Here is a 26,752-nt window from a genome sequence, read left to right as displayed (position 1 = left end):
CTGAGCATACTAAGAAACATACATTTCAGCTGGGAGGTTTCTTTTATGGGAAAAAGTGAAGACATGCTGTCGTTATTTGCATTAGGCGGAGTGAATGAAATTGGAAAAAATATGTATGTTCTTCAATATTCCGATGACATCATCGTGATTGACTGCGGCTCTAAATTTCCTGATGAAACATTGCCGGGAATTGATCTGATTATTCCCGATATTACATACTTGCAGGAAAATAAAGAAAAAATCCGCGGAATGATTGTTACTCATGGACACGAAGACCATATAGGCGGAATTCCCTACTTTCTCAAAAAATTAAACATCCCTATATATGCCACTTTCTTTACTCTGGGATTAATTGAATTGAAATTGAAAGAACATAAAATTCTTAGAGAAAGCAAGTTAATCCAGATTCGTTCAGATTCCGTTTTTCAATTAGGCAAGATCGGCCTCCGTTTTTTCAACACAAATCACAGCATACCTGATTGCCTCGGAATTGTTTTTGATACACCTGAAGGCACAGTGGTCCATACGGGCGATTTCAAGTTTGACCTGACGCCAACAAATAACCAATTTCCCGATTTTCATAAAATGGCTAAAATCGGGAGTGACGGAGTATTGGCTTTATTGTCTGAAAGCACAAACGCTGAACGTCCCGGCTCTACCCCTTCTGAACGGGTGGTAGGCACGCATATCGAGGAATCTTTTTTAAGAGCCGAAAATAAAGTAATCATTTCGACCTTTGCCTCCAATGTAAGCAGGCTTCAGCAGATAGCGGATGCTGCACATAAGACCGGACGCAAGCTTGCATTGCTTGGGAGGAGCATGGTGAACGTCGTTTCCGTTGCAATGGAACGCGGTTATTTAGACATCCCGGAAAATATGCTGATTGATGCCAATCAAGTGAATGACTTCGAACCTGAAAAAGTGTGCATTCTTTGTACGGGAAGCCAGGGAGAACCCATGGCCGCTCTATCACGCCTGTCTTCATCAAATTTCAGGGATGTCTCCATCCTCCCTGGCGATACCGTGATATTTGCATCCTCCCCTATACCAGGGAATGAACGCGATGTTTCTAAAATCATCGATAACCTTTTTCAGCTTGGAGCCAATGTAATCTATGGCTCCGGTTCCTCGACAGGAATGCATGTTTCTGGACATGCTTATCAGGAAGAATTAAAGATGATGCTCACGTTAATGAAGCCTAAATACTTCATCCCTGTTCACGGAGAATTCAGGATGCTGCATCACCACAGCATGCTGGCAGAGGCTGTTGGGGTTAATAAAGAAAATACCTTTATTATCAGCAATGGTGAAGTCGTCGATATTGAAAACGGGGAAGCCCGGCAAATACGGAAAGTGCCTGCAGGGAATATCTTTGTAGACGGTGTGGGAATTGGGGATGTTGGTGACATTGTACTGAGAGACCGCAAACTTCTCTCCGAAGATGGAATGCTTGTAATCGTGGTCACGCTCAGCAAGTCAGAAAGAAGGATTATATCCGGCCCTGATGTCATTTCTCGCGGATTTGTTTTTGCTCGTGACTCGGAGGAGCTTTTAAGCGAAGTGAACAGACTGGTGAAGATAACAGTCAAGGATCTCCAAAAAGCCAAAGTTTATCAGTGGAATGCCATGAAACAAAGCATCAGAAAGACCATTGGGCAGTACCTATACGAGCAAACCAAAAGAAAGCCGATGATTCTTCCTATTATTATTGAAGTATAAAATTTTTTTAAGAAAATCAAAATGAGGGTGCATGGAGATGGCAATTTTCCCGCACCTTTTTTAATTAAATACTTTTGTGATATAAAATATTAAAAACAAAAATTCGTTTTTGCTAATTTCTATAAAAATCATGCATTTGCCTAAAAAATTGTTATAAAAGTTTCCCTTCACCTACTTCATATTCACAACCAGCCCTTCACTCTCTCGAATCTATCCCTGCTTAACGCTGCCCTTTTCCACTTAGCGAGATATTGAACGATCTCCGCCCTTTCCCCTGTCCAAGTTGTATATGTCTGGGGCTCTGTCTAAAAATCCCTGTACCCTGGACATTAATAATTCTAAAAAAATTTATGCTTCTAGCTGCTTAAAAATATACCCATCTCACTTTGTCAGGCATTAGAAAGGAAGGCAGGTCATAAAATGTACAAGTTGTAACTTATGGAGGTGTTCATGTCCCCTTGAGTATCAGCATACTAATCAGTTACATACTTTTAGGATTAACTTTAGCAGCGCCAATTGGTCCGGTTAATTCAGCACGCCTTGATAAGGGAATCAAAAACGGCTTTTGGCATGCTTGGTTTGTTGGTGCGGGATCAATGGTAGCAGACGCGGTTTTTATGCTGCTTGTTTATTTAGGCATGGTTCAGTTCCTGTCCATACCCATCGTCCAAATTTTCTTGTGGTTATTTGGAGGATTTATCCATATATATACCGGGACAGAAAGTATTTTTAAGGCTAACTCCATTACCCTCTCACTAAGCAGAAAAAAAGAATCCTATTTTCAAGTGCTTTTTAACAGGTTTTATCATGTCTATCACCAGTCCATTATCTATCTTATTTTGGCTTGGAATTTACGGATCAGTTTTGGCCAAAACAGCACAAGTAAATGGAAACGGCAAACTATTAATTTATAGTTCAATGATTTTTGCCGGGTTAACTTTGTGGGATATATTCGTTGCTGCACTGACCACTGGCTTCAGGAAGTTTTTAAATACCACAAGCCTTAAAGCCATATCTATTATCAGTGGCATATCGCTGATCGGGTTTGGAGTTTACTTTGGTTCCCAAGGAATAGCAGCTTTGGCGGGGTGACATGTCCATTTATTAACCATAGAACAAGAATTAGCTCAATCCGAAGTTGGGGGATGTCAATGTTTATAGCAATTGAGAAAACGGTGCTTATTATGGCTTTTTTACGGCTCATCTCTGGAAGTATTGAAATATCGGCCGCCATCCTTATGTACAAGCTGAATGATATTGAGAAAGCACTTATGGTAAACAGCTCTCTATCGTTAATCGGGCCAATTGTTTTAATACTCACGACCACGATAGGCCTGATTGGGATTTCCGAAAAACTTTCTCTTGTTAAAATCGTCTGTATATTTTTGGGTGTTACTCTTATCTTAATAGGTGTAAAAAGTAAATAGCAGGATAAAATTCGGAGCATCCAGCGGTTGTCCTAATTTATCCTGCTGTAAGGGACATGTCGCATCCTCTTCAATAAAATCCAATGTGTCTTTATCATCCCGGATTTAAGATTCTTCAGCAGTCTTTTTCTTTCCTTGAATTTTATTTTTCACAACCGCTACACAGGCAATCAGCACGACCACACCCAAGCTCACAAACAAGCCCGGCCGGATATCTTTTTCCAGAGCCGTCCCGCTGATGGCTGCAAGCATCAGGGCCAGCCCGATGAAAGCCATTACTTTTGCTATGACCTTCATTTTTAGGATTTTCAGTGAAGATATAATTATGAACAGCCAATTATACAGAATCAGAATACCTGCTGCCGTTGTAATATATTCGTATATTTTTCCCGGCAATAAAAGTGCAGTAATAATAGAAGCAAGCAGCCCTATTGCTGCAAGTCCTAAGGATGGCAGAGGCAAATCCTTCATTTTCCTTATTTTTTTACCAAAAAAAGAAGGGGCATCCCCATCCTCCGCCATCGTAGCCAGCAAAGTTGTAACACCGAAAAGTGAAGCGGTCATCGTTGAAAAACCTGCAATAATGATAGCTCCATTAAATACATGAGGAAAAAAGGCAAGGTGGAAATTTTCCAGCGCTTTAACAAACGGACTTTCCTTGTCATTGAATCCTTCATATGAAACCATGCTTACCGCTAATACCAAAGAAATGACATATATGATAGTGAGCAGAATCAGCATGACAATCCCCGATTTCGGGGCTTCTTCCTTCTTTTTCAGCTGCATTGCCATAAGGCCGATTACTTCAATGCCTCCAAATGCGTAAAATGCATAAATGAGTGAAGCCCAAAATCCTTTAAACCCTTCAGGAAAGATTTCATGAGACTTTTTCGGAAAGTGTATAGAGCTTCCATCTCCATGAATCCATCCGAATATAGCAGCTGCCGCAATAACAATAAACATAAAAATGGCAGCCGTTTTGACGACGGCAAGAATCCCCTCAACTTTATCAAACCCTTTTGTGCCGAGAAGCACCACTCCAATCGATGCCACTGCATAACCAGCGGCGAAAACCCAAAGAGGCACCTGATGGAACCAAAACTTTGAAAGGATAGAAAGTGCAGTCAGCTGACTCCCGATAATGAGGATATTAGAACTCCAGTAGTTCCAGCCGCAGCTAAAACCTGCCCAATTTCCATAAGCAGTTTTCGCATAATAACAAAAAGATCCTTCATGCGGGTCATCGGAAGTCATTTTTGCAAGCACATTAAAAACGATGTAGGTGCCAATTGCAGCTAAGATAAAGGAAAAAACAATAGAAGGGCCAGTTGTTTTTATCCCTATGCTTGACCCGAGGAAATAACCGGTACCAATTGTACACCCAATTCCCATTAAAGACAGCTGCCACCATTTCATTTGCCCTTTACTTGAAGTGGCTGGTTTACTTCCTCCTGTTACACACCCTGATTGACTCATGAAACCCCTCCTGTTCATCATTAATGGAACCCTCTATTTTATACTTTCACAAACGCGCTGTAACTTTAAGCTTTGCAGTTAAAAAACCATTAATGTTGGATATCACCTTAATTCAAATTCTCCACTGCATGGAACTCACCTAACATTCTTATTATTATGAAATGCAGAGGATTTAATTATTCACCCAAGTCCATCACCCTTCATTTATTTAGACTCTTTTCTTAAAGATTTTTTTTAATGAGTACTGTGAGGCGATCCCATTGTTAATCGTTTGATCGAAGCGTAAGGTGCGAGACTCCTGCTTAGATTAGCGGAAATCAGCCACCTTGTTCCATAGCAGCAAAGTTTACGAAAACAGCATTTATTTAAAAGAAGAACATCATTGAGCACTTCTAGCTAACTCTAAAAATAAAACCCCGGCGATATGCCAGGGTCATTTGTTTGGCTGAATATTGGTTTTGGTTTAAAGTCCAGCTCGCTATCCTATTGCACGGAAATATGGTATAACTTCCCCGCCTGTCCGGAATAATAAATGGGTAACTTAATACTGGCTTGGAGGGATATGATGTATTACTACAAAGAGGAATTGATTAATCCTATTGTTGCAGATAAACCAGATCCTGCAGCAGCTAAAGTTCTTCAGGAAACGCTAGGCGGCCGGTTTGGTGAAATGCGGACCATGAACCAGTTCTTCTTCCAAAGCAGCAACTTCCGTGGAAAAGATCTGCAATACCGGGATCTTCTTAAAGGAATTTTTCTGGAAGAGATCGCTCATGTTGAACTTGTACAGCATACCATCAATGCCTTGCTCGATGATTCTGGGTCACAAATTCCCGGGAATTCCGGAATTGATGGAGCTCCATTTGACGAAGCCATTAAGCATGCCCTGCCGCACCACTATATTATGGGCGGTTCTGTAGCAGAAGATGCGAATGGAAACCCTTGGCTAGGCTCTTATGTATACAGCCACGGAAATCTAATTGCTGATTTGCTGGATAATTTGGTACTGGAATCCACTGGCGTTTTACAAAAATCCAGAATTTATGAAATGAGCTCAAATAAAACACTGAGAGAGACAATTGCTTTCTTGATAGTGAGGGACAATGCCCACCAAAATGCTTTTGCTAAAGCTTTGGAAACATTAGGAGTCGATTGGGCTAAACTTTTCCCTGTCCCTAACTATGATATTAACAAATATCCGGAGTGTAAAAAGTATGTTGATATGGGCTTCCATAATGTACAATTTAACTTCAGATTAGATCAAACAAGGATTGCCGAAATTTTTTCAGGGCAAACTCCAAGCCGAAATGGCGGAGAGCTTTCCGTGGTACAGCCTCCAAATGGCTTTCCGGTTCCGCAGCTTCCTGAAAGACCCAACATGCATAGCCCTGGCATTTCAGACATGGGACGATAAATTATTCCGACTGCTTCAATTAAAAAAACCCGGATAAAGGAATGTTAACACCTTTATCCGGGGTTATTTATTTATTTATTTATTTATTTAGAAACACGCTGTTTGATATCATCAAGGTCATGGTGAAGTTCAGGAGATGGTATTGCCGGATTAGGAATTTGCCCTTTCGCTACCGGGTTTGCCACATACACAAAATCACCGGATTTATCAGGGGCTGTTCCCTGAGCCCAAAGGCCCTCAGAGGATTCTTCACCTTCTGACAGGTTCCAGAATTCATATGCTTCCTGCTGTGATTCCATTTCCGCTTCCGGCGGGAATGAGGCTGGCACGACAACACCATTTTTCTCTTCCAGTTCAGCTATCGCAGCCATCCATTGATACTGGTGATACCGGTCGCGGGCAAGCATTTTACGGAAAGTGGCACGAACTCCCTCATCTTTGGTCATATGATATAATCGGGCAACTTGAAGGCGGCCCTGGCTTTCCGCATGCAGGTTTGAACGCATGTCCGCTAATAAATTTCCGCTTGCCACAATATATCCCCCGTTCCAGGGAATACCATTTGAATTGGTCGGCAGCCCTCCAAGTCCGCTTACTAGAAGATGCTGCGGATTGATGCCTCCCATAATCGCTGCAATAGCAGGATCCTTAGCTGCTTCCGCCTGATCTGCTGGTGTTGCACCGTCAAGCAATTGACTGATTAAAGAGCACAGCATTTCTACATGGCCAATTTCCTCAGTCCCGATATCCATAAGCATATCTTTGTACTTCTCTTCACCCCTGCAGTTAAATCCCTGAAAGAGGTACTGCATCATGACTGTCATTTCTCCAAATTGTCCGCCCAATACTTCTTGAATCTGACGGGCAAGCATCGGATCCGGACGATCAACTTTCACTTCAAATTGTAATTCTTTTTGATGTCGAAACATAGGTTATGAATCCTCCTTTAGTTTTATAATTCATATACTTTCTACCCCTGGATTATTTTTCCAAACTCTTATTTTTAAAAAAAGGCTGTTTTCGTAAACTTTGTTGCTATGGAACAAGGTGGTTGATTTCCGCTCCAGGATGCTCGCTTTCCGCGGGGCGGGCGGTGAGCCCGCAGGAGTCTCGCACCTTACGCTCCAATCAACCTGACTTAACAATGGAATCGCCTCACAGAACACATTAAAAAACAATAATCTTTAAGAAAAGAGCCAAAAAACACAAAAAAGAATACAGCTATAAAAACCATGACACCTTTCTTCTTCATCATCTTTTCATAGTTTTTTACATATCCTCTTCAGCCTGGTCCCTGCAGGGTCTCTCCTGTAACAAAAATCCTTCAGGAGTAAAGCAAATGCTCTTCACACAACAAAATGCAAGACATCAGCAATACACTAACAGAGCCAATAGAAATTACAGAGAAAACAAAAAAGCAATCTCCCGTAGATTGCTCTTTCGTTTGAATTATTCAGCATTAAGATACCGTACGTAAGCTAAGGATTTTGAAGTTTCATCTGCAAAGGAAGTCAATGTCCCGGCTGAAACAATATAAAGTTCATGCATGGCCCTCGTGCAAGCTGTATAAAACAGCTTCCGTTCTGATTCTCTATTATATATAGCTTCTGAACCGTTATAAATGATCACGGCATCAAATTCTATTCCCTTTGCAAGGTAAGAAGGAATGACAACGATTCCTTCCTCAAACTCCCCCCTGCCTTGTCTGATAAGTTTAAGAGGGATGCTGTCTTTTAATTCCTGATAAGCCTGAATACTTTCTCCCTCGGTCCTGCAAATAACAGCAATGGACTCATGGCCTCTTTCCCGGAGACTGGCAGCTGCCTTAATTACCGCTTCTTTATGCTGGGATTGCCGGCATATAATAATTTCCGGTTTTACTCCCGGCCGGTTAAATGGCGATATGTTCTCTCCATCAATAAGCAGGGATTTTGTAAATTCAACAATTTCACGAGTGGACCGGTAGCTTTTTGTTAATTCAATCTTCCTGGTTTCTTCCTGCTGAAATAATTCAGAGAGAATATCCATGCCGAATTCATTTCCATGAGCAAAAATGGTCTGGCTGCTGTCCCCCAGAACAGTCATTTTACTATTCGGAAAAACCTTCTTTATGAAAGCGAATTGAAAAGGAGAGTAATCCTGTGCCTCATCAATAAATACATGCCGGATTCCTGTATTTTTCCTTCCTCCTTCAAGGCCTTCTTTTAAAAATAACAATGGTGTTGCGTCTTCATAATATAATTCATTTCCATCCAGCATCCTTAAAGTACTTAAACAAATTTCATCCCACGTCTCAGTAAATAAAGAAGGATTTCCCCAAAAACTCAATTTATCAAGAAATAGCTGTTTATAAATAGAAACAACATCCAAAAAGCCAAGAGTTTTGATTTGACGATAGATGGGCTTGAAGCTTTTCTTCACGATATACGAAGATAAAATGGCTTCCTCCCGTTTACTATCCGAAAAATCATCATTATCATCGCCATTTTTGAGCTTTAAAGCCTTTCTGTAGCTTTTTAAATAATCTTCTTTATCTAAATACTGCATTTCTTCTTCAACCCACGATTGCTTTCTTTCATTTATTTCCATTTTCCGGACTTGGCGGAGCAGTTTTTCAGACAGCAATGCCAGCCTGTTTGGGATGGGAATTGATTGTCCATCCCTATAAAACAGCTCTTTAAGTTCCTCCTTAGATATAAGCACGCTGCCTCTAAATATAATATCCTTAAAAAGCATTCCATCCTTCTTAAGAAATAATAGATATTCTTCTATTATTTTCAAGAACGCTAAAGAAGATTTAAAGGATATATTCTGCAGTCTGGACAGATATCCAGGATCTTCAGATGTGGCAAGCACATATTCCATTTGGGAAAACAAGCTTTCCATCTTTAAATCTTCCTGGAGAAATTGCAGCAAATACTGTTCGAAAGTTGTCTGCTGCATATTTTCTTCCCCAAGTTCAGGAAGCACATTAGACACATAGCTGTTAAAAAGTGCGTTAGGGGAAAAGAGCAAAATCTGATCTGCATTCATATTGTTTCTGTCACGGTATAGCAAAAAGGCAATCCGCTGAAGGGCAGAAGATGTCTTTCCGCTGCCCGCTGAACCTTGAACAATAAGCAGCTTGCTCCTTTCATCCCGGATGATCAAGTTTTGTTCTTTTTGGATGGTCGCAACGATGCTTTTCATTTGGCTGTCAGCCTGGCTGCCTAGTACCTCTTTTAATAACTCATCTCCAATTGTGATACCGGCATCGAACATACTGATGATTTTGCCTTCTTTGATAATATATTGCCTCTTCAGCGTTAATGTACCTTCCATCCTCCCTGCAGGAGCATCGTAATGAGCAGGACCCAGCAGATAGTCATAATACACGCTGGATATTGGTGCACGCCAATCATGGACCAGAAAAGAGTCTGACTCATCGTCATAAAACGAACCTATCCCGATATACACTTGATCTGTCTCTGTTTCTCCAGCTTCCATAAAATCTATTCTTCCAAAGTAAGTGGAGTATTTGAGCTTTTTAAGCAATTTCAGCTGTTTTCTTGAATGATCCTGCCGCCGCTCTCTCTCAGATAATAGCTCTGTCTGCTGACGTATGCTGATATATGTTTCTGCAAGATCGTCAGGGTTATCAAGATTCACTGTGACATCATCCCAGAAGGTTTTTCTCAAGCCCGAAATATCAGTTCCTGCTTCACCTATCTGCTGCATAAACACCGCTGTCGAGATATTGATTCTATGAACAACATCACTCACCCGTTTTTGCTCTTGCTGTATTTCTTCTTCCCAATTCCTCATAGCAGCCTCCTGATCAACCAATTATTTTTAATTGACAACGTCATTCATTATGTGTATAATATAAAGTAGGGTAATTATAATTAATTCATACGGAATATTTAAACCTCATTTTATGCTACCACAATCCCTACGCAGATTCAACATCTGTATTTTTTTATGCCTTGATTTCCTCTTCAAGATTTAACGAACGCGAAATTTCATTGTTTTTGTCGGTAATTAATAATTGAATATTCATTTAATTTTCGATATGATATTCCTGAAGGATGATGTAACCGCTTTCAAATGATGCAATTACACCAATTAATGAGGAGGGTATTCATGGCAAATCTTACGCTGGAAATTAGCGAAAAATTGCAGAAATTCCTGCAAGGCCCGAAAAAACTTTTTATTAACGGGGAATTTGTTGAAAGTGCTTCTAATAAGACTTTCTCCACTCCAAACCCAGCAACAGGCGAAAAACTTGCCGACGTATACGAAGGAGACCAGGCTGATATCGATATGGCCGTCAAAGCCGCAAGAAAGGCATTTGATGAAGGCAAATGGTCAAGAATGAGTGCTGCCAAGAGAAGCCATCTGATGTACAAGCTTGCTGATTTGATGGAGCAGAACAAACAGGAATTGGCCCAATTGGAGACCCTTGATAACGGAAAGCCTATCGGCGAGACAACAAATGCAGATATCCCGCTTGCTGTTGAGCATATGAGATATTATGCCGGCTGGGCTACGAAAATCGTCGGCCAGACCATTCCTGTGAGCGGAAATTACTTTAACTATACCCGGCATGAAGCGGTTGGTGTTGTCGGACAGATCATTCCATGGAACTTCCCTCTTCTTATGGCAATGTGGAAGCTTGGTGCCGCACTTGCAACAGGATGTACAGTTGTATTGAAACCCGCCGAGCAGACTCCGCTGTCAGCTCTTTATTTAGCCGAACTGATAAATGAAGCAGGCTTCCCTCCAGGCGTAGTGAATATTGTTCCCGGATTCGGTGAAACTGCAGGACAATCCCTTGTAAACCATCCGCTTGTTGATAAAATCGCCTTTACCGGATCAACTGAAGTCGGAAAATCGATTATGAAATCTGCAGCATATACATTGAAGCGTGTAACACTTGAACTGGGTGGAAAATCTCCAAATATCATACTTCCTGATGCGGATTTCTCAAAAGCAATCCCAGGAGCATTGAATGGGGTTATGTTTAACCAGGGCCAGGTTTGCTGTGCCGGCTCACGTGTATTTATCCAAAAGAAACACTATGACAATGTGGTTGCTGATATGGTCAGTCATGCTAAAAACATCAAACAGGGCGCCGGACTTGATCCGAATACACAGATTGGCCCGCTGGTCTCGCAGGAACAGCAGGACCGTGTACTTGGCTATATCGAAAAAGGCTTAAATGAAGGTGCTGAAGTGCTTGTGGGCGGCAGCAAGCCCCAGGATGACGGTTACTTCGTTTCTCCAACAATCTTTGCGGCGGTCAATGACGAAATGTCCATTGCAAAGGAAGAAATATTTGGTCCGGTCATCGCTGCACTTCCATACGAAGACCTTGATGAAGTGATTAATCGCGCTAATGCAAGCGAATATGGACTGGCTGCCGGCCTGTGGACAAGAGACATTTCTAATGCTCACTATGTTGCCAGCAAGCTGCGCGCAGGAACTGTCTGGGTCAACTGCTATAACGCTTTTGATGCAGCCTCTCCTTTCGGCGGGTATAAACAATCAGGCATGGGCCGCGAAATGGGTTCGTATGCACTCAATAATTATACAGAAGTTAAAAGCGTCTGGGTAAATCTTGGCAGATAATAGTCTCAAAGAGGCTGATTCAAAAATCAGCCTCCTTGTTCCGCAGCAGCAAAGTTTACGAAAAACAGCCAATTTTAAGAGAGAAGCCAAAGAATGTTTCTTTGGCTCTTTCTCATGGTATTGCGCATCATAAGTCAGCCATACGATTTACCGCTTGGGGTAAGCGGGTATCTTGCTGTCTTTCCCCTTCCTATAGTGAAAATTTTCAGAGTAAATAGTATCTTTTTTATAGAACAATAAGTACAATAAATGTAGATAATGATAAAGGAGAATGAACAATGAGCAACTTTCAGACTAATTTAGAAAAATACGCAGAGCTTGCCGTTAAAGTTGGCGTAAACGTCCAAGAAGGGCAAACCCTTGTTATCAATACTATGCTTGAAGGAGCCGAGCTTGTAAGGGAAATCGTAAAAAAAGCCTACAAAGCAGGAGCGCGCAATGTCATTGTTAACTGGAATGATGATATTGTCGGACGCACAAAATATGAACTGGCTCCTGACGATGTTTTCAGCGAATATCCGGAGTATAGAGCCAAAGAAACAATAGAATTAGCTGAAAATGGTGCGGCCTTTTTATCGGTCATCTCATCAAGCCCTGATCTGCTGAAAGGCATTCAATCAGAAAGAATTGCTAATTTCCAAAAAGCAGCAGGAACAGCCCTAAAGAAATACCGTCAATATATGCAGTCAGACAAGGTTAGCTGGTCAATTGTTGCCGTACCTTCTCAGGCATGGGCAGATAAAGTTTTCCCTGAGGATGCTGCAGAAACTAGAATACATAAGCTTTGGGACGCCATCTTTAAAGCAACCCGCATCGATGCGGAAAATCCAGTAGATGCATGGAAAGTCCATGACAGCAGCCTCCATGAAAAAGTGGAATATTTAAATGAAAAACGCTATACAAAACTTCATTACCGCGCACCAGGAACTGATTTGACCATTGAGCTCCCGTCTAAGCATCTATGGGTAGGTGCCGGCAGCATCAATGAAAAAGGCCATGAATTCATGGCTAACATGCCAACTGAGGAAGTATTCACAGTTCCTTTGAAAACTGGTGTAAATGGTACGGTTTCCAGCACAAAACCGCTTAGCTATGGCGGAAACATTATTGATAACTTCTCTGTAACCTTTAAGGATGGACGAATCACAGAAGTGAAGGCAGAAGAAGGTGAGGAAATCTTAAAGCAGCTTGTCGAAACGGATGAGGGTTCACATTATCTTGGAGAAGTTGCACTTGTACCCTTCAATTCGCCAATTTCCCAATCAAATATTTTATTTTACAACACACTATTTGACGAAAATGCCTCAAACCATTTAGCAATCGGAAGCGCATATGCTTTTTGCATTGAGGGCGGCAAAAAAATGAGCCAAAAGGAATTGGAAGAAAACGGGCTGAACGAAAGCCTTACACATGTAGACTTCATGATCGGCTCAGATCAAATGGATATTGATGGAATTAAAGAAGATGGAACCTCAGAGCCTGTATTCAGAAACGGCGACTGGGCTTTTTAATAGTAGTATTGCAAAAACGCCTGGATTTCACTATCCAGGCGTTTTATATATTAAACTTTGACTTTTTTCTTAAAGATTGCTGTTTTTTAATGAGTTCTGTGAGGCAATCCCATTGTTAAATCGGGTGATTGGAGCGGAAATCAACCACCAGTTCCATAGCGGCAAAGTTTGCGAAAACAGCCTAAACTTTAGAAAACCAGTTTCTTTTGCCCGAAATAATTCAAAATGGTATATAACCCCATGCCTATTATCACGGCAAGATTTTCCTCAAAATGTTGGGGAATGGCTGGAAGATGTCCCAAAGCCAGATGAACAGCTCTTAAGCCAAGGCCGTATGCAATAAAATAGCAGGCTAATATAACAAGGATAAATCTTAATACACTCCCTGCTTGATTTTTGGTGCTATTAAAAGTAAATTTCCTGTTTAATACATAGCTTACTGCCGCACCAATAATATTGCCCATTAAAGTGGATGTCCAATAGGAAAAATGAAGCAAATTCATGAATGTAAAGATAATAGCCAACCCTATGAGTGTATTAATCATTCCAACCGCCAAAAAACGGATAAAAGAGCCTGAGAGCAGTTTCACCATTCTTCTGTAACAGGCGGGTTATTAAAGGAATTATTGGATTGCCGGCCAGCTGAAGACGGTGTATATAAATCCGTTTCAATGGCATAAACCGGCCTTTTTTTCACTTCTTTAAATATCTTCCCGACATACTCCCCAATAATGCCTATCCCTATTAGCTGCAGTCCTCCAATCAGCCAGACTGACATCATGAGCGACGACCAGCCAGTTACAGAATGATCCAGCAGTTTAACAATTAAACTATAGACTCCTGCCAATAAACTGATGAAAAAGGCCAGAAAGCCGACTGCAGTCACAAGCCTGATAGGCGCGATACTAAAGGATGTTATGCCATCCAGGGCAAATGCGATCATTTTTTTCAGAGGATATTTAGATTCCCCTGCCATCCGCTCTTTGCGGGCATACGCAACCTCTGTTGCAGGAAACCCGATTAAAGGAATGATTCCCCGCAGGAAAATATTCGTCTCTTTGTATTTCAGCAATTCTTCCAAGGCTCTTTTGCTCATCAGGCGGAAATCAGCATGATTAGGCACCAGGCTGATACCTATTTTGTTCATAAAGCGATAATACCCGACAGCAGTGTTTCGTTTAAAGAACGTATCTGTGCTTCTGTCATTTCTCACGCCATATACGATATCATATCCTTGCCAATATTTTTCTACAAAGCTATGAATGACATTCACATCATCCTGAAGGTCTGCATCAATTGAAATGACGCAGTCAGAAAGCTTGCTTGCCGTCGCTAATCCTGCCAAAAGCGCATTTTGATGGCCTGCATTGTGTGCAAGCTTCAGTCCTTTTACATATTCATTATTTTCCGCTTCCTGCTCAATAAGCTTCCAAGTGTTATCCTTGCTGCCATCATCGACAAATAGTAGCTTGCTTTCTTCGGAAATAAGCTTATCACTTATCAGTGTTTCCATTACAGATGTAAGCTGCGTTGCTGTCGACTGGAAAACTTCTTCCTCATTATAGCAAGGCACTACAATCGTTAATACGGGATAGTGCAAAATCAATGACCTCCTTTGGTACATATAAACTCTACTTAACTTTATATAAATAAATCTTCCATGCTGAACGGCTTGAATTGAATGACTTTAGGAAATGAAGGCCATCTTCTTCGGCATTTAAGATAGGAACTGCGGACATAATGTAACGTCCTCCCATTTTTTTAAATACTGCCGTATTGAGCTGCAGGTTATGGATTTTCTTTTTGCTGTCTTTACGATAATCGTATTTTTTCCCAAGCTCTGCCACAAAGATATAGCACCTTCCCCCCCACGTATCAAAATATTTTTTTTCTTTTTTATTTTTGTTCAGCTCTTTTGATATAATTTTGCGGAACTGATGCTTGTATGATAATGGATAAAAATTGTTATACGTATCAAGTGTGTAAAAACCGTTATATTGTGAAATAGAAGGATGTATGCCAATGCTAGCGACTCTATAGGATGATTGTGGTTTCCCTATGTAGTTCTTTATGTCCCTGAATTGTTCCTCAGCATAAAATTCCCTGAAAGATGGCTGATGAACGACGCGGTAGTATAACTCCGGATTGGCCAGGAATAATAGTGCAATTTGCAGGATCAGGAAAATCTTCACCAACTGTTTTGCAGCCATGCCCTTTTTCCATAAGATATAAGCACCTGACCCGAACATCATATAAATGATCATCGGCCTCAAAAAATGAAAACGGGCAAAGTTGAATGTATTTAAGAGTCCAACCTTTTCCTTCAATGGCTCCCATCCTTTAAAAAACCAAAAAGCATACCAGATGGACAGTACTCCATTCAAAATAAACAGACGGACGAATTGCTTTTCCTGTTTCCATAATCCCTGTCTTGCAATGAACCAAATCACAATGAAAGACAAAGGCACAATAATAAGTGTATGCAGGGTCATGACATGGGTATGTCCAAGAAAGTAATTTTTGACTGCAAGACGAATGGTATGCCAGAACCCAAGAGTGGAACTGACAAATTCGTTCCTGCTTGTCGGAGCTTCAGGAATCACAAGAGAATATACAAGCCTGTATTCAATCAATAAGAATAACAGAGTCATATACATAATGCCTGCCAAAAACTTTGCATTTATATCTCTCTTCACAGCCAGGTCACGCAGCCATAGCAAGCCCATTGCCGCCAGAAAAAAGAAAAATCCCAATACAAAACTAGAGTAAAGAGGCAGCAATGTGAGTGTCAGCCAATCCTTCCAGCTTCCTTCCCGTTTCCTAATATTCAGGAATGCCCATAAAGCAAGCGGCTGTCCCAGCGTGCTCAGCATGCCTGAGGGCCAGAAGGGCGTTAAAGCAAATGCCAATGAAACGCCAATTGTAATCGGATAAGCATCCTGGTCTTTAATAAAGTGCCTTTTTAAAAGCAGGTACATGCCTATGAAGGCAATTATCCTGGTAAGGGCCTGGCTCAATGAATATGCAGTCATTGGATCAAACAAATTATGAAGCCACTGTATACCGCTGAATTCTGTTCCAAAGGCATTGCGCGGCAATCCATTTATTATTTGAGGAATTACTGCATCTACAGGACCGAACAGTTCTCCGCTGTTTCGAAGAACCTTATACCAGGCAATGTTTGAATCCAAATTATCATGAACCCTCATATGGGCATCCTGACCCAAAAAGAACATGGGTGAAAGAAAGAGAATAATCAGTGCAAAAGCCCCATAAAGAAAAATTCGTTCTTTGCTTGCAAACTTATTTTGATTCATTATCCAATTTCCTAACTATTAATTTTGGTATTGCTTAGATTCTTCCAGTATCTCTCTCATTTTTTCCAAAATCGGTGTTCTTAAACCCGGATCCTTCACAGCTAATGACATAGTTGTCAAAATATAATCCAGTTTTTCGCCCACATCATATCTTTCACCTTCAAATTGATACGCATAGACAGATTGGAAGGCGTTTAACCTTTCAATAGCATCCGTCAGCTGGATTTCTCCGCCTTTGCCGGCTTCCTGGCTTTCAAGCAGCCCGAATATCTCCGGAGTCAATACATATCTGCCAATAATGCCTAGATCAGATGGCGCTTCTTCAACAGAAGGTTTTTCAACAAAGTTTTTGACCTTATACAATAATCCTTCATTTGTTTCAGGATCTATAATTCCATACCTTGAAACAGATTGAAGCGGCACCTGTTTAACGCCCACTACAGAAGAGTTAAGCTGATCATATTGTTCTATAAGCTGCTGAAGGCACGGCGTTTTAGCCTCAGTGATATCATCACCCAAAAGCACTGCAAAAGGCTCGTCGCCAATAAATGACTTTGCGCACAGGATAGCATGGCCCAGACCTTTTGGTTCCTTTTGCCTGATATAGTGGATATTGATCAATTCACTCGCTTTTTCCACTTCTTTTAAAAGTGCATCATTTCCTTTTTTGCGCAGAAATTGCTCAAGGCCCGGATCATGATCAAAATAATCCTCAATGGCTCTTTTTCCTCTGCCCGTCACAATGATGATATCTTCAATGCCAGACTCGATGGCTTCTTCTACAATATATTGAATGGTCGGCTTATTCACGATTGGAAGCATTTCCTTGGGCATAGCCTTTGTAATCGGCAAAAATCTTGTTCCAAGTCCTGCTGCAGGTATAATTGCTTTTCTGATTTTTTTCATCTTTTTTTCTCCTTATATACAACTATTTTTTTATTTATAGGCTTCGTTTATCTTCCCTGCTGATTTCCGCTTCAGCACCCTGCTTACCGCCCACAGCTTTTAAGCCTATACGGTTTACGCACCTTCCGGCTCAATCACACCAGCCAAAATCAGCATAGGACTCAACAGCCCATTAAATCATTTCGTCTATCTTCTCCGCTTTTCATTCCTTTTGGCCTTCACTTCCTTAAAACCCGCGTGACTTAAATTGATAGACAAATGCATGCTACTTCGCACGCCTCTCCATCTCATGACTATATCGTATTGCGCCACAAGGCTATTTACCCTTTATAAGCACCGGCATAACTCTGCGAATTGTCCTTCGAAACGGCCAGTCTGCTGACATAGGACCAAAGAACCACTTGATAGTCCTTCAGAATAAAAATCCGCAATACCTTCAGGCTAAATGGCATTCTTTTGAAATTAAGCTTTTGGCTGTACTTCCCCTGGTATCGGCGCCGAAAGAGTTGTATATATTTTACATTTTTGTAAATAAAATGAATCGTTTCTTATTGTACTATATTCTGTATATGAAATCCTTTTTTGTATTCTTTAACTTTAAGAATTACAGGTAACAGGCTTTCATCACCACCGAAAGAATCCTGCATTTCCGGCTATTTGATAACCTGCTTTTTAGCTGTGAGACCGATAGACGGCCTCTCATAACAGAAACCCTGAATTCTCAAGCTTGTCCAAACAATGATTAACATGGAAACACCAGACCCTGATGTGCCGTCTATAATGCCGAATAGACCAGAGAGGTCATTATCTGGTTCACATACTCAGTGTACACGATAATGAATATGTAATGATGCGACTTTTTGAGCAATTTTTCCATATTCTCTGTATTCTCCAGCTCCATTCCAAATAAGAAGCCGTATTGTTTTCTGTTTGTTCTTTAGCGATTTATTCCTGCAGATAATCACTGAAATCAAGAAGGGGAAATAATTTTTGGGATTTCCTGTCTTACTATAATAGTATCCATTCAGCTTTGAAAATATTTTTTTCCTTTAATACTGATTCAGAATAGAATTTTAATGATCTTAAGTAAATGTACCAATTGAGCCTTAATTATCTATGAAAATCACATTAAAATTTAATTAAAACAATACTAATTTGAATATAGCGGCATACCGCTTGCGAAACAGATGACTCTGCTGTTTTACTTTTTAGGTTTTAATCAAGCCTGGAAGTATTTTAAAAGGCTGTTTTCGTATACTTTGCTGCTATGAAACAAGGTGGTTGATTTCCGCTCCAGGATCCTCGCTTTCCGCGGGGCAGGCGGTGAGCCTCCTCGGCTGCGCCTGCTAATCTAAGCAGGAGTCTCGCACCTTACGCTCTAATCAACCTGACTTGACAATGGGAACGCCTCACATAACAAATAAACAACAATCTTTAAAAAGACAAAAAGAGCTGCCCGTGTATGGTCAGCTCTCCTGTTTTGGATCTGCAGGATAGATTAACGGCAGAATCACTTCAACCTCTGTCCCTTTTCCTTCCTCGCTGCTTATGTTTATTTCTCCTTTATGCTGGATTACAATATTCTTTGCAATCGCTAAGCCAAGGCCCGTTCCCCCAGTTTCCCGGCTTCTTGCTTTATCCACCCGGTAAAACCTTTCAAATATCTTTTTAAGTTCATCAGCGGGTATCCCGATTCCAGTGTCCCTCACCCGGATAACGGCATGCTCCTCATAACCTTCAATAAAAACATCAATTTTTTCCGTGCTGTATTTTATAGCGTTATCAAGCAGGATAATGATGACTTGTTTAATTTTCAATTCATCTGCCAGAATAATGGTTTGGGAATCATTATAATGAAGCAGAATTTCTCTTTTATAGGCTCCTTTTAACTGTTTCAAGATACTTTGGCACAATGCTGTAATGTGGACTTGTTTGATGTCCAGTGCATTCTCATTTTCAGTATTCGCCAAGTCGAGAAAATTTTCTGTCATTTTTTGAATCCGTGTAGCTTCAGAAAGTATGGAATCTATCGCTTCATCTGTAATTTCCTTATTCTGCATGCCTCTCCTTCTAAGAAGGTTTGCATAACTTTTAATAACTGTCAGGGGCGTTTTAATTTCATGCGATGCGTCTGAAATGAATTGCTTTTGTTTTTCTATATTATCTTCTAATCTCATGATCATCCTATTGAATGTATCTGCCATGTTCTGCAAATCATCTTTCGTTTTGTTTTGCATAACGATTTTTTGGGGAATTCCGCTTTGTTCAATATCCTCCATGGTTTTAACCATATTGGTGATGGGACGTATAATGATATTTGATAAAAACACACCGCCAAATAAAGAAAGAATGGCAGCCAGGACCGTACAGGTGATGAGGATGGAAATGAGAATGTCTTTTCTTACTTCCAGTCCCAATAACCTTTCTCCAATTTCAAGTGTCCCCGTCACTTTTTGCTTATCATGAATGGGGACTCTTACAATCAGAACCTGTTCTTCTCCTTCTTTTTCATGCATCACCCGCCGCTGGGTGCTCACCTTTTCACTGTATTTTGCCCCTATTTCTGCCAGATGCTTATCGTTTGCAACCTGACTCAGGATTTTCGGGCCAGGCTGAACAATTCTGATAAACGAGTGATTGGTTAAGAAAGGGTTCATTTTATCTTTAGTCTGCAGGGGCGTATCCAGGACATTAATTTCTTTAATAATGGAATCCGCTTTTTGAAGAACAGTTTCCTGCTCCATATTTACGGTGATTTTCATGAATGAAAATAGCACAACCGCATTGATGGCGATTAAAATACACATCAGCCATGCTGTTGTCATAAGATTGATCTTTGTTGTGATCTTCAAGGTTAATTCTCCTTTACCGTATACCCGACACCGCGAACGGTCTGAATAAGCGCTGGAGATGCAAAGCATTCATCGATCTTTTTTCTCAAATGCCTGATATAGACATCAATGACATTAGTTTCTCCTTCATATTCATACCCCCAGACATTGATGAGGATATTTTCACGAGTGACTATTTTATTTTTATTGCTGATTAAATAAACGAGAAGATCATATTCCTTCGGAGTCAGGATAATCTGGGTACCTTCCCGTATTACCTCACGGGTCTCCAAATGAATTTTAAGATCTGCTATATGCAGGACCATGCTTCCGTCTTCATTGATGCTTCCATTTTTATCATAAGCATAATGGCGGATACAGGAACGGACTCTTGCAAGCAATTCTTCAATCTCGAAAGGCTTTGTTATATAATCATTGGCACCCTGATCCAAACCAAGAACTTTATCCATCGTTAAATTCCTTGCTGTTAACAGGATGACCGGAACATGATTATTTTCTTTTCTCAGTCTTCTCAAAACCTCAATGCCGCTCAGTTCAGGCAGCATGATATCCAATATAATTAAATCAGGATTAAAATCATATGCTGCCTGCAGACCAGACTTGCCATCATATTCAACAGCCGCCTCGTATCCCTCATATTCCAGTTCTATTTTCAATACCTTGGCTATTTGCATTTCATCCTCAACAACCAATATCTTCTTCTTCATTTTCCTCACCTCTGCTGCAGCTGCTGATTTCACCATTTTTCAGATATAGCTCTTATATGCAATCTCTTATTATTAATGTAGCACTGAACGCTGAATATCATGAAATTTTAATTCTATTTTAATCATATTTTCATCAGGATATCTGCATAAGATCTGAAAATAGCCCGCTTCCCCATATTGAGCAGACTTTATAAATGCTGTTGCTATTAATCCTAATTGGCCACTATCCACTGTAAGCTTAAACAGGAACATAAAAAATTGACGCCTGTAAGGCATCATTTTATATTTCGCCCTATCGCATTATGAGCCTGCTATATAAAACTTTGTAATAGCGAGATATTCACGGAGATAAGTTTTCAGTATGATTACCTTCGGTGTTTTTGCTGGAAGTCCTGTTACTTGAAGACCTTGTTTTTCAGCCATTAAACCTGCCCGATAAATATGAAAATCGTTTGAAACCAAGATGCCTCTTGCTTTCGGATCAGGCAGCAGCTTTTTGGAGTAAGCTAAATTTTGATAGGTGCTGACTGACTTGTCTTCCATAGTGATCCTGGAAGCTTCAATGCCAAGTGCAGTGAGCTCCCTCCTCATGCATTCTGCCTCAGAAATCGTTTCGCCAGGACCCTTTCCTCCAGATACGATTACAAAGGTATCTTTATTTTCCCGCAAATAACGGGCAGCAGAGTGAATTCTGTTTTTGAGAGCGAGGGACGGAATCGTTCCATTTACTCTCGCTCCCAGCACGACTAGGTACGATGCATCTTTTGGTACAGCCACGGTGCTGGCCTGATATATTTTCACTTGGAGGAATATCAGATATATAAGACAAATAGCAGCAAATGCCAGCATCACTTTCTTCCTTCTTTTCATCGGCGTTCCCTATCCTTTAATCAATTATTCCGTTTGCCAAAATTATGCATCATAAGCTAGTATGCTGCAATCCGGCTGATTGGCGAATGAAAGGTTTTTTCCGCTTAAATCTTGATGATAATGGACTTAACCTTTATCATAATACTAATGAATCATTTTCACTAAATGATATTACTTTTTATTAGGAGAAAACGTAATGGAATCTGAGTTAAAGTATATCGGCAAAAAAATTGTTGAGAATCAGCTAAAATTGGCAAAAAACCTGGGTTCACTTCAGGGTAGTGAGTATAGCGAGCGTTTAAAGTACAGCGACGCTTCCAAGGAACAGCTTATTGAGTGGAGATCAATGCTTATATCCTATTTAGGGGCGTCTCTGTACGGCAACAAACAAGAGATAGAGAAAAAGGTAAAGGACTGGGCCAGGATGATTGGAGAATATTCAATCCGAAATCACGTTCCCCTTGTTGATACACTAAGAGCTCTAACCTATTATCGTTCCGTCATTTGGGATGCTTTTACTGAGGAGTTGGAGAAACGTCAATTCGCAGCCATTACTATGCTTGATGTAAGCAAAAAAATCGATCCGCTGCTTGATTCCATCACCGAAATTTTTGGCGATGGATTTGAGAAACATAATAAAAATCTAATGAATATAGCATACTCCGCTCTTGAAGAGCTATCAGTACCTATTGTACCAGTTTATGATAACACCGCAATCGTGCCGGTCATCGGCGAAATTGATCCTGACCGTGCAAAATTAATCATGGATATTACATTGCGGGAAAGTACAAAGTTAAACCTGAAAGTTTTGATTATAGACCTTTCCGGTGTCCCGATGATTGATGAGACAGCTACCCATAAAATAGCAGAAATAATCAATGCGCTCAAACTTACGGGAGTTGAAGCCATTTTGACGGGAATCCGCCCTAGAATCGCCCAAACTATCATCAGGCTGGGCCTTGATTTTCAATCGTTCAATATCAGGGGAAGCCTCAGACAGATATTAAATGAACTGCAAGCACGGTAAGTGACAGAAGCATACCCCTGGCTGCATAAATTTAAGGACCATTCCTTCCCTTTAAGGCTCCGGCAATTGCCGGAGCCTTAATTGAATATAAAACCTTATAGCGGCAAGATACCAATGAGTTAAGCCTCCCGTTCAGGCACATGATATCACTGCCGATATACAGCTTCATCAATATGAAGTTGATACATAAAAACTGTCATTCCTTGCTTGTCTCATTTCTTTGTATGCATGATTCTCCAGCAGTGAATCAATTAAGCAGGCAATATCCTTTTCTTTAACATTCAGCTCCTTATTATAGGCAGCCAGCTGTTTATTAAAAATGGACATCTTCTTATCATTGCCGATCACTTTAGCCAGCTGGCTTTCAATAGGCTGATCATGCATGAATTCAAAAGCAAGGCCCCTGTCTTTCAAAAACTTCAGATTAACCTCTTCCTGGCCGGGAAGTGCAGAATGGATAAATATTGGGATTTTTTTTCGGATCACTTCACTGATGGTCACTCCACCAGGCTTTGTAATGATCGCATCTGCTTCATTGTATAAGATATTCATTGCGCTTCTGGACGTAATATAAGAAATAGGGGTTATATGCGGCAGTTTCCATGACTGGATCTGTTTCAGTAATTTTTGATTGTTTCCGCATAATACCCGATAATCAAAGTCCCCGGCATTTTTTACATCTTGAAGCAAATTCATAATGTCCCCTAACCCGCTGTTGCCTCCGCAAATCAGGACCTTTTTCCGATTTCCCCCGTCCTTTGGCAGCCCATCCTTTTTCTTTAGCAAAAATTCACTGTGTACAGGTATACCTGTTATAAAGATGTTTTTTTTCGGAACCTTAAACTTATTCATTAAGGATAGCTGCACCTGTTTATTTGGAACAAAGTGGGCATCAATGGCCTCTTTACCCCACATATCATTCATAAAGAAATCTGTATATACATTGACAACAGGGATGCTAAGCTTGCCGTCAGCTTTTAACTGGCTGAGCAGCAGAGATGGAAAGCCATGGGTGCAGATGATTAAATCCGGCTTTTCCTCAGCCACCAATTGATTCATTTTTTTCATGAAAAGATGTTTATAAAACTTGAGAAGGGCCGTTTCTTTGGAATCGGCATTCACATACTTGCCGTATACCCATTGATACGATCCCGGTGTATATCGGATCCATTTTAAATAAAGATTCGTGACTATGGCTTCCAGGATCCCGCTTGTGTAACTGATAAAATCTATTTTTTTTATCTCAACATCTTTTTTTTGCTGTTGTATCATATTTGCAACGGCCTCTGCTACCTGGTGATGGCCAGATGGCATTCTCAACAATGGCATGATAAGAATTTTTTTCATAGTTTTCCCTCCCAGCGAGAGTACACTTACATTTTAATGTATTTTATATTATGGGCCACTTTATGCGCCATTCTTTTTCTTAAACCATTTATACAGCAGCAGGATTGCCACAAATGCTGCAGCGAGCAGCGGTATATAAGCGACATGTATTTTATCACCAAGAAAAAAGCCAAGTGTCACAAATGTAATTACCCAAATGGCACTTCCGGCAGCTGACAGAACGAGGAAAAACGGAAAGGAAAACCGGCTTGTCCCAGCCATATATGGATTCAGCTGCCTTAAACCCGGCAGATAAAAACCAATCAGCAGTGAATATTTTCCACTCTTTCGGAACTTGCTTTCAACTTTTTCCCAGCGCTCAGGTGTCACTTTAATATATCTCCCGAACCTGCTGATAAAAGATTGTCCAAGTGTCCTGCCGATCCAATAAGCAGTAATCATTCCGCTTACCGCACCAATGGCTGCAGCGGATGCACTTAATGAATAGTTCAATTGATGTGCCCCGCACAGCATTCCGAGAAACACCATAAAACTTTCTTCCGGCGCAGGTATGCCAACGATGCCGCAAAAAAGGATAAGCAGGATGATCCAGTAACCATACACCTGCAAATAAGGCATAATTTGTTCAATGCTCATTCTTGATTCCTGCTGTCCCTTTATTTCCGTTAATCAGCGAATTCATCGGAAGAAACCGAAAACCTTGCTGTTTTAACAGAGGAATGCTATGATTCAATGCCTTCAGCATGACAGCCGGAGCTTCAGGATCAGCGCCCTTCGTATCTCCGTTATCATGCAATAGGATGATCGTCCCATCAGAGGCACTTCCAATGATCCGCTTCATAAGATCATTTTCATGCTGTATTTTCCAGTCTCCTGAGATTGAAGACCACAAAATCTTCTTGTATCGCCTAGAAAGCAGTAACGTAAAAAGGTTAAAATGTCCCCATGGCGGCCTGTAATATACCGGTTCCTTATTTGTTATAATTTCAATGATCTTCGAGCATTCCTGAATCTCTTTTTTGAGCTGATGCGGAAGCAGCATCCAGCTGCTTACATGCCGATAATGATGGATGCCGATTTCATGTCCTTCATCTCTCATTCGCCTTACAAGCGCCGGATACCTTTTGGCAAGCTCACCAACTACAAAAAAAACAGCTTTAATATCATATTTTTTTAAAAGATCCAATAATTGGGGTGTATAAACAGGGTGCGGTCCATCATCAAATGTAAGACATATGCCCTTATCCCTTAATCCTCGCTTATATATTCCAAGTGAAAACACTCTTATGATAATAGTTGAAAGCGGACCATATGCCAGAATGGCCAATACGAGTAAAATCAGCAAAAGAAAAAAAATCACATGTGTCCTCGCTTTCTTTGGCAATCTACATGCTGCCAAAAAAATAATCCTTGCTTATAATTTCAGCCTAAAAGCTGCATTAGTTAAATAATAGTTTATTTTTTACAAATATGGAAATGGTTTTTTCGGTACTAGCTGTGTTTCCCTTTTTGACGCTTGCCGGTTAACTGTTATAAGTGTAGAGAAGTACTGTGAATATCAAATGAAAATAACATTAAAATTGCATTAAAAAACATTAGAATTGGATTTTTCAGTTCCATAATAGGCAGTAATTGCATTTCGGGGAAAGAAACTGAAGCAATGTACACAGCAGAATATACATGCAGAAAAACGAAGCGGGTATACCCCTTTTCATGACGGAATGAAGGCAAAAGTACTATGCAATAAAAAATAAAGAAAAGGAGCGTTCACTCCTTTTCTTTATTTAAAGGATAACATCATTTCTTCATAAATATACCTGCCAATCTGAGAAATGATTCTCCTTCCATCTTCCTCATTTTCCAAGCTGTCCGTTAATACAGCTGCATATACGGTTACATCTCCCCGGGTAATTATGGCGGAATCATGTTCTGCTCCCGGAATTGCTCCATTTTTACTGGCAACTGTCACTTCATTCAAATTCATCATTGCAGGCAGCTTGCTGATCAGCTGCTGCTTTTCCATAATGCGGAGAATATGCTGCCTGCTCTCTCCAGAAAGAAAACTTCCCTGATGGATACTGCGTAAACAGGTCACCATGTCATCTGCACAAGTATAGTTATCAAAGCCGTTTCCAATGGCATCGAAATCCATCATGTACCTGCCAAGTACGGACTTTTTCAAATTGAGCGAGGCAATTGTTTGATGAATGCAATTTATGCCCAATTTCCTGATCAGTATATTCGTTGCTGTATTATCCGATACGATAATCATTAGTGTCAGCATATCTTCTATCGTGAAACCTGATTTGCTTAATGCTTGAAGGACACCCGAGCCGCCAGCAAGATCACTGTCTGATATCTCGATACGCTCATTAAGATGGATCTTGCCTTCTTCTATTTGGCGAAAACCTTCCATTATAATTGGAATCTTAATCAAGCTTGCTGCTTGAAAACCTTCAGAAGCATCTTTCTGAATGAACTGATCTTCGCTTTCTATTTTATAGCTGATCCTGCCAGGGAATTCTGCAATATACGATTTGATTTTCTTTTGCAGGTTTGATAAATCCAT

Annotated in this window: 20 protein-coding genes and 1 pseudogene; 7 read left to right on the top strand and 14 right to left on the bottom strand. The window is 40.6% G+C overall.

Annotation, left to right across the window (positions count from 1 at the left end; all coding sequences use genetic code 11):
- The first annotated feature begins 45 nt into the window (after positions 1-45).
- The 3 genes and pseudogenes from ACN6MY_RS08630 to ACN6MY_RS08620 all read left to right on the top strand — a co-directional run bounded on the left by ACN6MY_RS08630 (position 46) and on the right by ACN6MY_RS08620 (position 3,146).
- On the top strand, positions 46-1,719 hold the full coding sequence (locus ACN6MY_RS08630; RefSeq protein WP_419883588.1) for a ribonuclease J: 1,674 nt from the start codon (positions 46-48) through the stop codon (positions 1,717-1,719).
- 458 nt (positions 1,720-2,177) lie between these two features.
- Positions 2,178-2,811, top strand: a pseudogene (locus ACN6MY_RS08625) (LysE family transporter).
- A gap of 59 nt (positions 2,812-2,870) precedes the next feature.
- Positions 2,871-3,146, top strand: a complete 276-nt coding sequence (locus tag ACN6MY_RS08620; protein ID WP_419883587.1) for a YqhV family protein — start codon at positions 2,871-2,873, stop codon at positions 3,144-3,146.
- Between the two features lie 105 nt (positions 3,147-3,251).
- Here ACN6MY_RS08620 and ACN6MY_RS08615 read toward each other — a convergent pair whose 3' ends face one another.
- Entirely contained in the window at positions 3,252-4,622 is a 1,371-nt protein-coding gene (locus ACN6MY_RS08615; protein WP_419883586.1) for an amino acid permease, read from the bottom strand.
- A gap of 565 nt (positions 4,623-5,187) precedes the next feature.
- Here ACN6MY_RS08615 and ACN6MY_RS08610 point away from each other — a divergent pair.
- Positions 5,188-6,036, top strand: a complete 849-nt coding sequence (locus ACN6MY_RS08610; protein WP_419884115.1) for a manganese catalase family protein — start codon at positions 5,188-5,190, stop codon at positions 6,034-6,036.
- An 83-nt stretch (positions 6,037-6,119) separates the two neighbouring features.
- On the opposite strand, the gene ACN6MY_RS08605 is transcribed toward ACN6MY_RS08610, so the two are convergent.
- Positions 6,120-6,965, bottom strand: coding sequence for a manganese catalase family protein (locus ACN6MY_RS08605; RefSeq protein WP_419883585.1), 846 nt, complete (start codon positions 6,963-6,965; stop codon positions 6,120-6,122).
- Between the two features lie 520 nt (positions 6,966-7,485).
- Positions 7,486-9,840, bottom strand: a complete 2,355-nt coding sequence (helD, locus tag ACN6MY_RS08600) for an RNA polymerase recycling motor HelD (protein ID WP_419883584.1) — start codon at positions 9,838-9,840, stop codon at positions 7,486-7,488.
- A gap of 318 nt (positions 9,841-10,158) precedes the next feature.
- Between helD and ACN6MY_RS08595 the strand changes: the two genes are divergently transcribed.
- Both ACN6MY_RS08595 and ACN6MY_RS08590 read left to right on the top strand, forming a co-directional pair.
- The gene (locus ACN6MY_RS08595; protein ID WP_071350342.1) at positions 10,159-11,646 is read left to right on the top strand and encodes an aldehyde dehydrogenase family protein; all 1,488 of its coding nucleotides are present in this window, start codon (positions 10,159-10,161) and stop codon (positions 11,644-11,646) included.
- A 278-nt stretch (positions 11,647-11,924) separates the two neighbouring features.
- Positions 11,925-13,157 carry an aminopeptidase gene (locus tag ACN6MY_RS08590; RefSeq protein WP_419883583.1) on the top strand — a complete coding sequence of 411 codons (1,233 nt, stop codon included), beginning with the start codon at positions 11,925-11,927 and terminating at the stop codon, positions 13,155-13,157.
- Positions 13,158-13,345: 188 nt separating this feature from the next.
- Here the strand turns inward: ACN6MY_RS08590 and ACN6MY_RS08585 are convergent, their stop codons facing one another.
- The 7 genes from ACN6MY_RS08585 to ACN6MY_RS08555 all read right to left on the bottom strand — a co-directional run bounded on the left by ACN6MY_RS08585 (position 13,346) and on the right by ACN6MY_RS08555 (position 21,809).
- Positions 13,346-13,702, bottom strand: coding sequence for a GtrA family protein (locus ACN6MY_RS08585; protein WP_419883582.1), 357 nt, complete (start codon positions 13,700-13,702; stop codon positions 13,346-13,348).
- A gap of 41 nt (positions 13,703-13,743) precedes the next feature.
- Positions 13,744-14,757, bottom strand: coding sequence for a glycosyltransferase family 2 protein (locus ACN6MY_RS08580; RefSeq protein WP_419883581.1), 1,014 nt, complete (start codon positions 14,755-14,757; stop codon positions 13,744-13,746).
- A gap of 31 nt (positions 14,758-14,788) precedes the next feature.
- On the bottom strand, positions 14,789-16,474 hold the full coding sequence (locus ACN6MY_RS08575) for a DUF6044 family protein (protein WP_419883580.1): 1,686 nt from the start codon (positions 16,472-16,474) through the stop codon (positions 14,789-14,791).
- A gap of 18 nt (positions 16,475-16,492) precedes the next feature.
- On the bottom strand, positions 16,493-17,380 hold the full coding sequence (galU, locus tag ACN6MY_RS08570; protein ID WP_419883579.1) for a UTP--glucose-1-phosphate uridylyltransferase GalU: 888 nt from the start codon (positions 17,378-17,380) through the stop codon (positions 16,493-16,495).
- Between the two features lie 1,466 nt (positions 17,381-18,846).
- The gene (locus tag ACN6MY_RS08565; protein WP_419883578.1) at positions 18,847-20,232 is read right to left on the bottom strand and encodes an ATP-binding protein; all 1,386 of its coding nucleotides are present in this window, start codon (positions 20,230-20,232) and stop codon (positions 18,847-18,849) included.
- A gap of 2 nt (positions 20,233-20,234) precedes the next feature.
- Positions 20,235-20,939, bottom strand: coding sequence for a response regulator transcription factor (locus tag ACN6MY_RS08560; protein ID WP_419883577.1), 705 nt, complete (start codon positions 20,937-20,939; stop codon positions 20,235-20,237).
- A gap of 300 nt (positions 20,940-21,239) precedes the next feature.
- On the bottom strand, positions 21,240-21,809 hold the full coding sequence (locus ACN6MY_RS08555; RefSeq protein ID WP_419883576.1) for a YdcF family protein: 570 nt from the start codon (positions 21,807-21,809) through the stop codon (positions 21,240-21,242).
- A 196-nt stretch (positions 21,810-22,005) separates the two neighbouring features.
- Between ACN6MY_RS08555 and ACN6MY_RS08550 the strand changes: the two genes are divergently transcribed.
- Complete coding sequence (locus ACN6MY_RS08550; protein ID WP_419883575.1) at positions 22,006-22,836, top strand: STAS domain-containing protein; 831 nt, start codon at positions 22,006-22,008, stop codon at positions 22,834-22,836.
- A gap of 168 nt (positions 22,837-23,004) precedes the next feature.
- On the opposite strand, the gene ACN6MY_RS08545 is transcribed toward ACN6MY_RS08550, so the two are convergent.
- The 4 genes from ACN6MY_RS08545 to ACN6MY_RS08530 all read right to left on the bottom strand — a co-directional run bounded on the left by ACN6MY_RS08545 (position 23,005) and on the right by ACN6MY_RS08530 (position 26,752).
- Positions 23,005-24,183 (bottom strand): MGDG synthase family glycosyltransferase, encoded by a 1,179-nt coding sequence (locus ACN6MY_RS08545; protein WP_419883574.1) that lies wholly within the window; start codon positions 24,181-24,183, stop codon positions 23,005-23,007.
- Between the two features lie 60 nt (positions 24,184-24,243).
- The gene (locus tag ACN6MY_RS08540; protein ID WP_419883573.1) at positions 24,244-24,819 is read right to left on the bottom strand and encodes a DedA family protein; all 576 of its coding nucleotides are present in this window, start codon (positions 24,817-24,819) and stop codon (positions 24,244-24,246) included.
- Positions 24,809-25,543 carry a polysaccharide deacetylase family protein gene (locus ACN6MY_RS08535; RefSeq protein ID WP_419883572.1) on the bottom strand — a complete coding sequence of 245 codons (735 nt, stop codon included), beginning with the start codon at positions 25,541-25,543 and terminating at the stop codon, positions 24,809-24,811. Before ACN6MY_RS08535 ends, ACN6MY_RS08540 begins: the two co-directional genes overlap by 11 nt.
- 420 nt (positions 25,544-25,963) lie before the next feature.
- Complete coding sequence (locus tag ACN6MY_RS08530; RefSeq protein ID WP_419883571.1) at positions 25,964-26,752, bottom strand: serine hydrolase; 789 nt, start codon at positions 26,750-26,752, stop codon at positions 25,964-25,966.

The sequence above is a fragment of the Peribacillus sp. B-H-3 genome (genome assembly GCF_048572925.1).
Classification (GTDB): domain Bacteria; phylum Bacillota; class Bacilli; order Bacillales; family DSM-1321; genus Peribacillus.
The sequence above is the reverse complement of the archived record's forward strand: the minus strand, read 5'-3'. Positions and strand labels throughout refer to the sequence as shown.

Excerpts from the sequence above, each read along its gene's own strand:
- ACN6MY_RS08630 (WP_419883588.1), top strand. The coding sequence starts at position 46 with ATGGGAAAAAGTGAAGACATGCTGTCGTTATTTGCATTAGGCGGAGTG.
- ACN6MY_RS08620 (WP_419883587.1), top strand. The coding sequence starts at position 2,871 with ATGTTTATAGCAATTGAGAAAACGGTGCTTATTATGGCTTTTTTACGG.
- ACN6MY_RS08615 (WP_419883586.1), bottom strand. The coding sequence starts at position 4,622 with ATGAGTCAATCAGGGTGTGTAACAGGAGGAAGTAAACCAGCCACTTCA.
- ACN6MY_RS08610 (WP_419884115.1), top strand. The coding sequence starts at position 5,188 with ATGTATTACTACAAAGAGGAATTGATTAATCCTATTGTTGCAGATAAA.
- ACN6MY_RS08605 (WP_419883585.1), bottom strand. The coding sequence starts at position 6,965 with ATGTTTCGACATCAAAAAGAATTACAATTTGAAGTGAAAGTTGATCGT.
- helD (WP_419883584.1), bottom strand. The coding sequence starts at position 9,840 with ATGAGGAATTGGGAAGAAGAAATACAGCAAGAGCAAAAACGGGTGAGT.
- ACN6MY_RS08595 (WP_071350342.1), top strand. The coding sequence starts at position 10,159 with ATGGCAAATCTTACGCTGGAAATTAGCGAAAAATTGCAGAAATTCCTG.
- ACN6MY_RS08590 (WP_419883583.1), top strand. The coding sequence starts at position 11,925 with ATGAGCAACTTTCAGACTAATTTAGAAAAATACGCAGAGCTTGCCGTT.
- ACN6MY_RS08585 (WP_419883582.1), bottom strand. The coding sequence starts at position 13,702 with ATGATTAATACACTCATAGGGTTGGCTATTATCTTTACATTCATGAAT.
- ACN6MY_RS08575 (WP_419883580.1), bottom strand. The coding sequence starts at position 16,474 with ATGAATCAAAATAAGTTTGCAAGCAAAGAACGAATTTTTCTTTATGGG.
- galU (WP_419883579.1), bottom strand. The coding sequence starts at position 17,380 with ATGAAAAAAATCAGAAAAGCAATTATACCTGCAGCAGGACTTGGAACA.
- ACN6MY_RS08560 (WP_419883577.1), bottom strand. The coding sequence starts at position 20,939 with ATGAAGAAGAAGATATTGGTTGTTGAGGATGAAATGCAAATAGCCAAG.
- ACN6MY_RS08555 (WP_419883576.1), bottom strand. The coding sequence starts at position 21,809 with ATGAAAAGAAGGAAGAAAGTGATGCTGGCATTTGCTGCTATTTGTCTT.
- ACN6MY_RS08550 (WP_419883575.1), top strand. The coding sequence starts at position 22,006 with ATGGAATCTGAGTTAAAGTATATCGGCAAAAAAATTGTTGAGAATCAG.
- ACN6MY_RS08545 (WP_419883574.1), bottom strand. The coding sequence starts at position 24,183 with ATGAAAAAAATTCTTATCATGCCATTGTTGAGAATGCCATCTGGCCAT.
- ACN6MY_RS08540 (WP_419883573.1), bottom strand. The coding sequence starts at position 24,819 with ATGAGCATTGAACAAATTATGCCTTATTTGCAGGTGTATGGTTACTGG.
- ACN6MY_RS08530 (WP_419883571.1), bottom strand. The coding sequence starts at position 26,752 with ATGGATTTATCAAACCTGCAAAAGAAAATCAAATCGTATATTGCAGAA.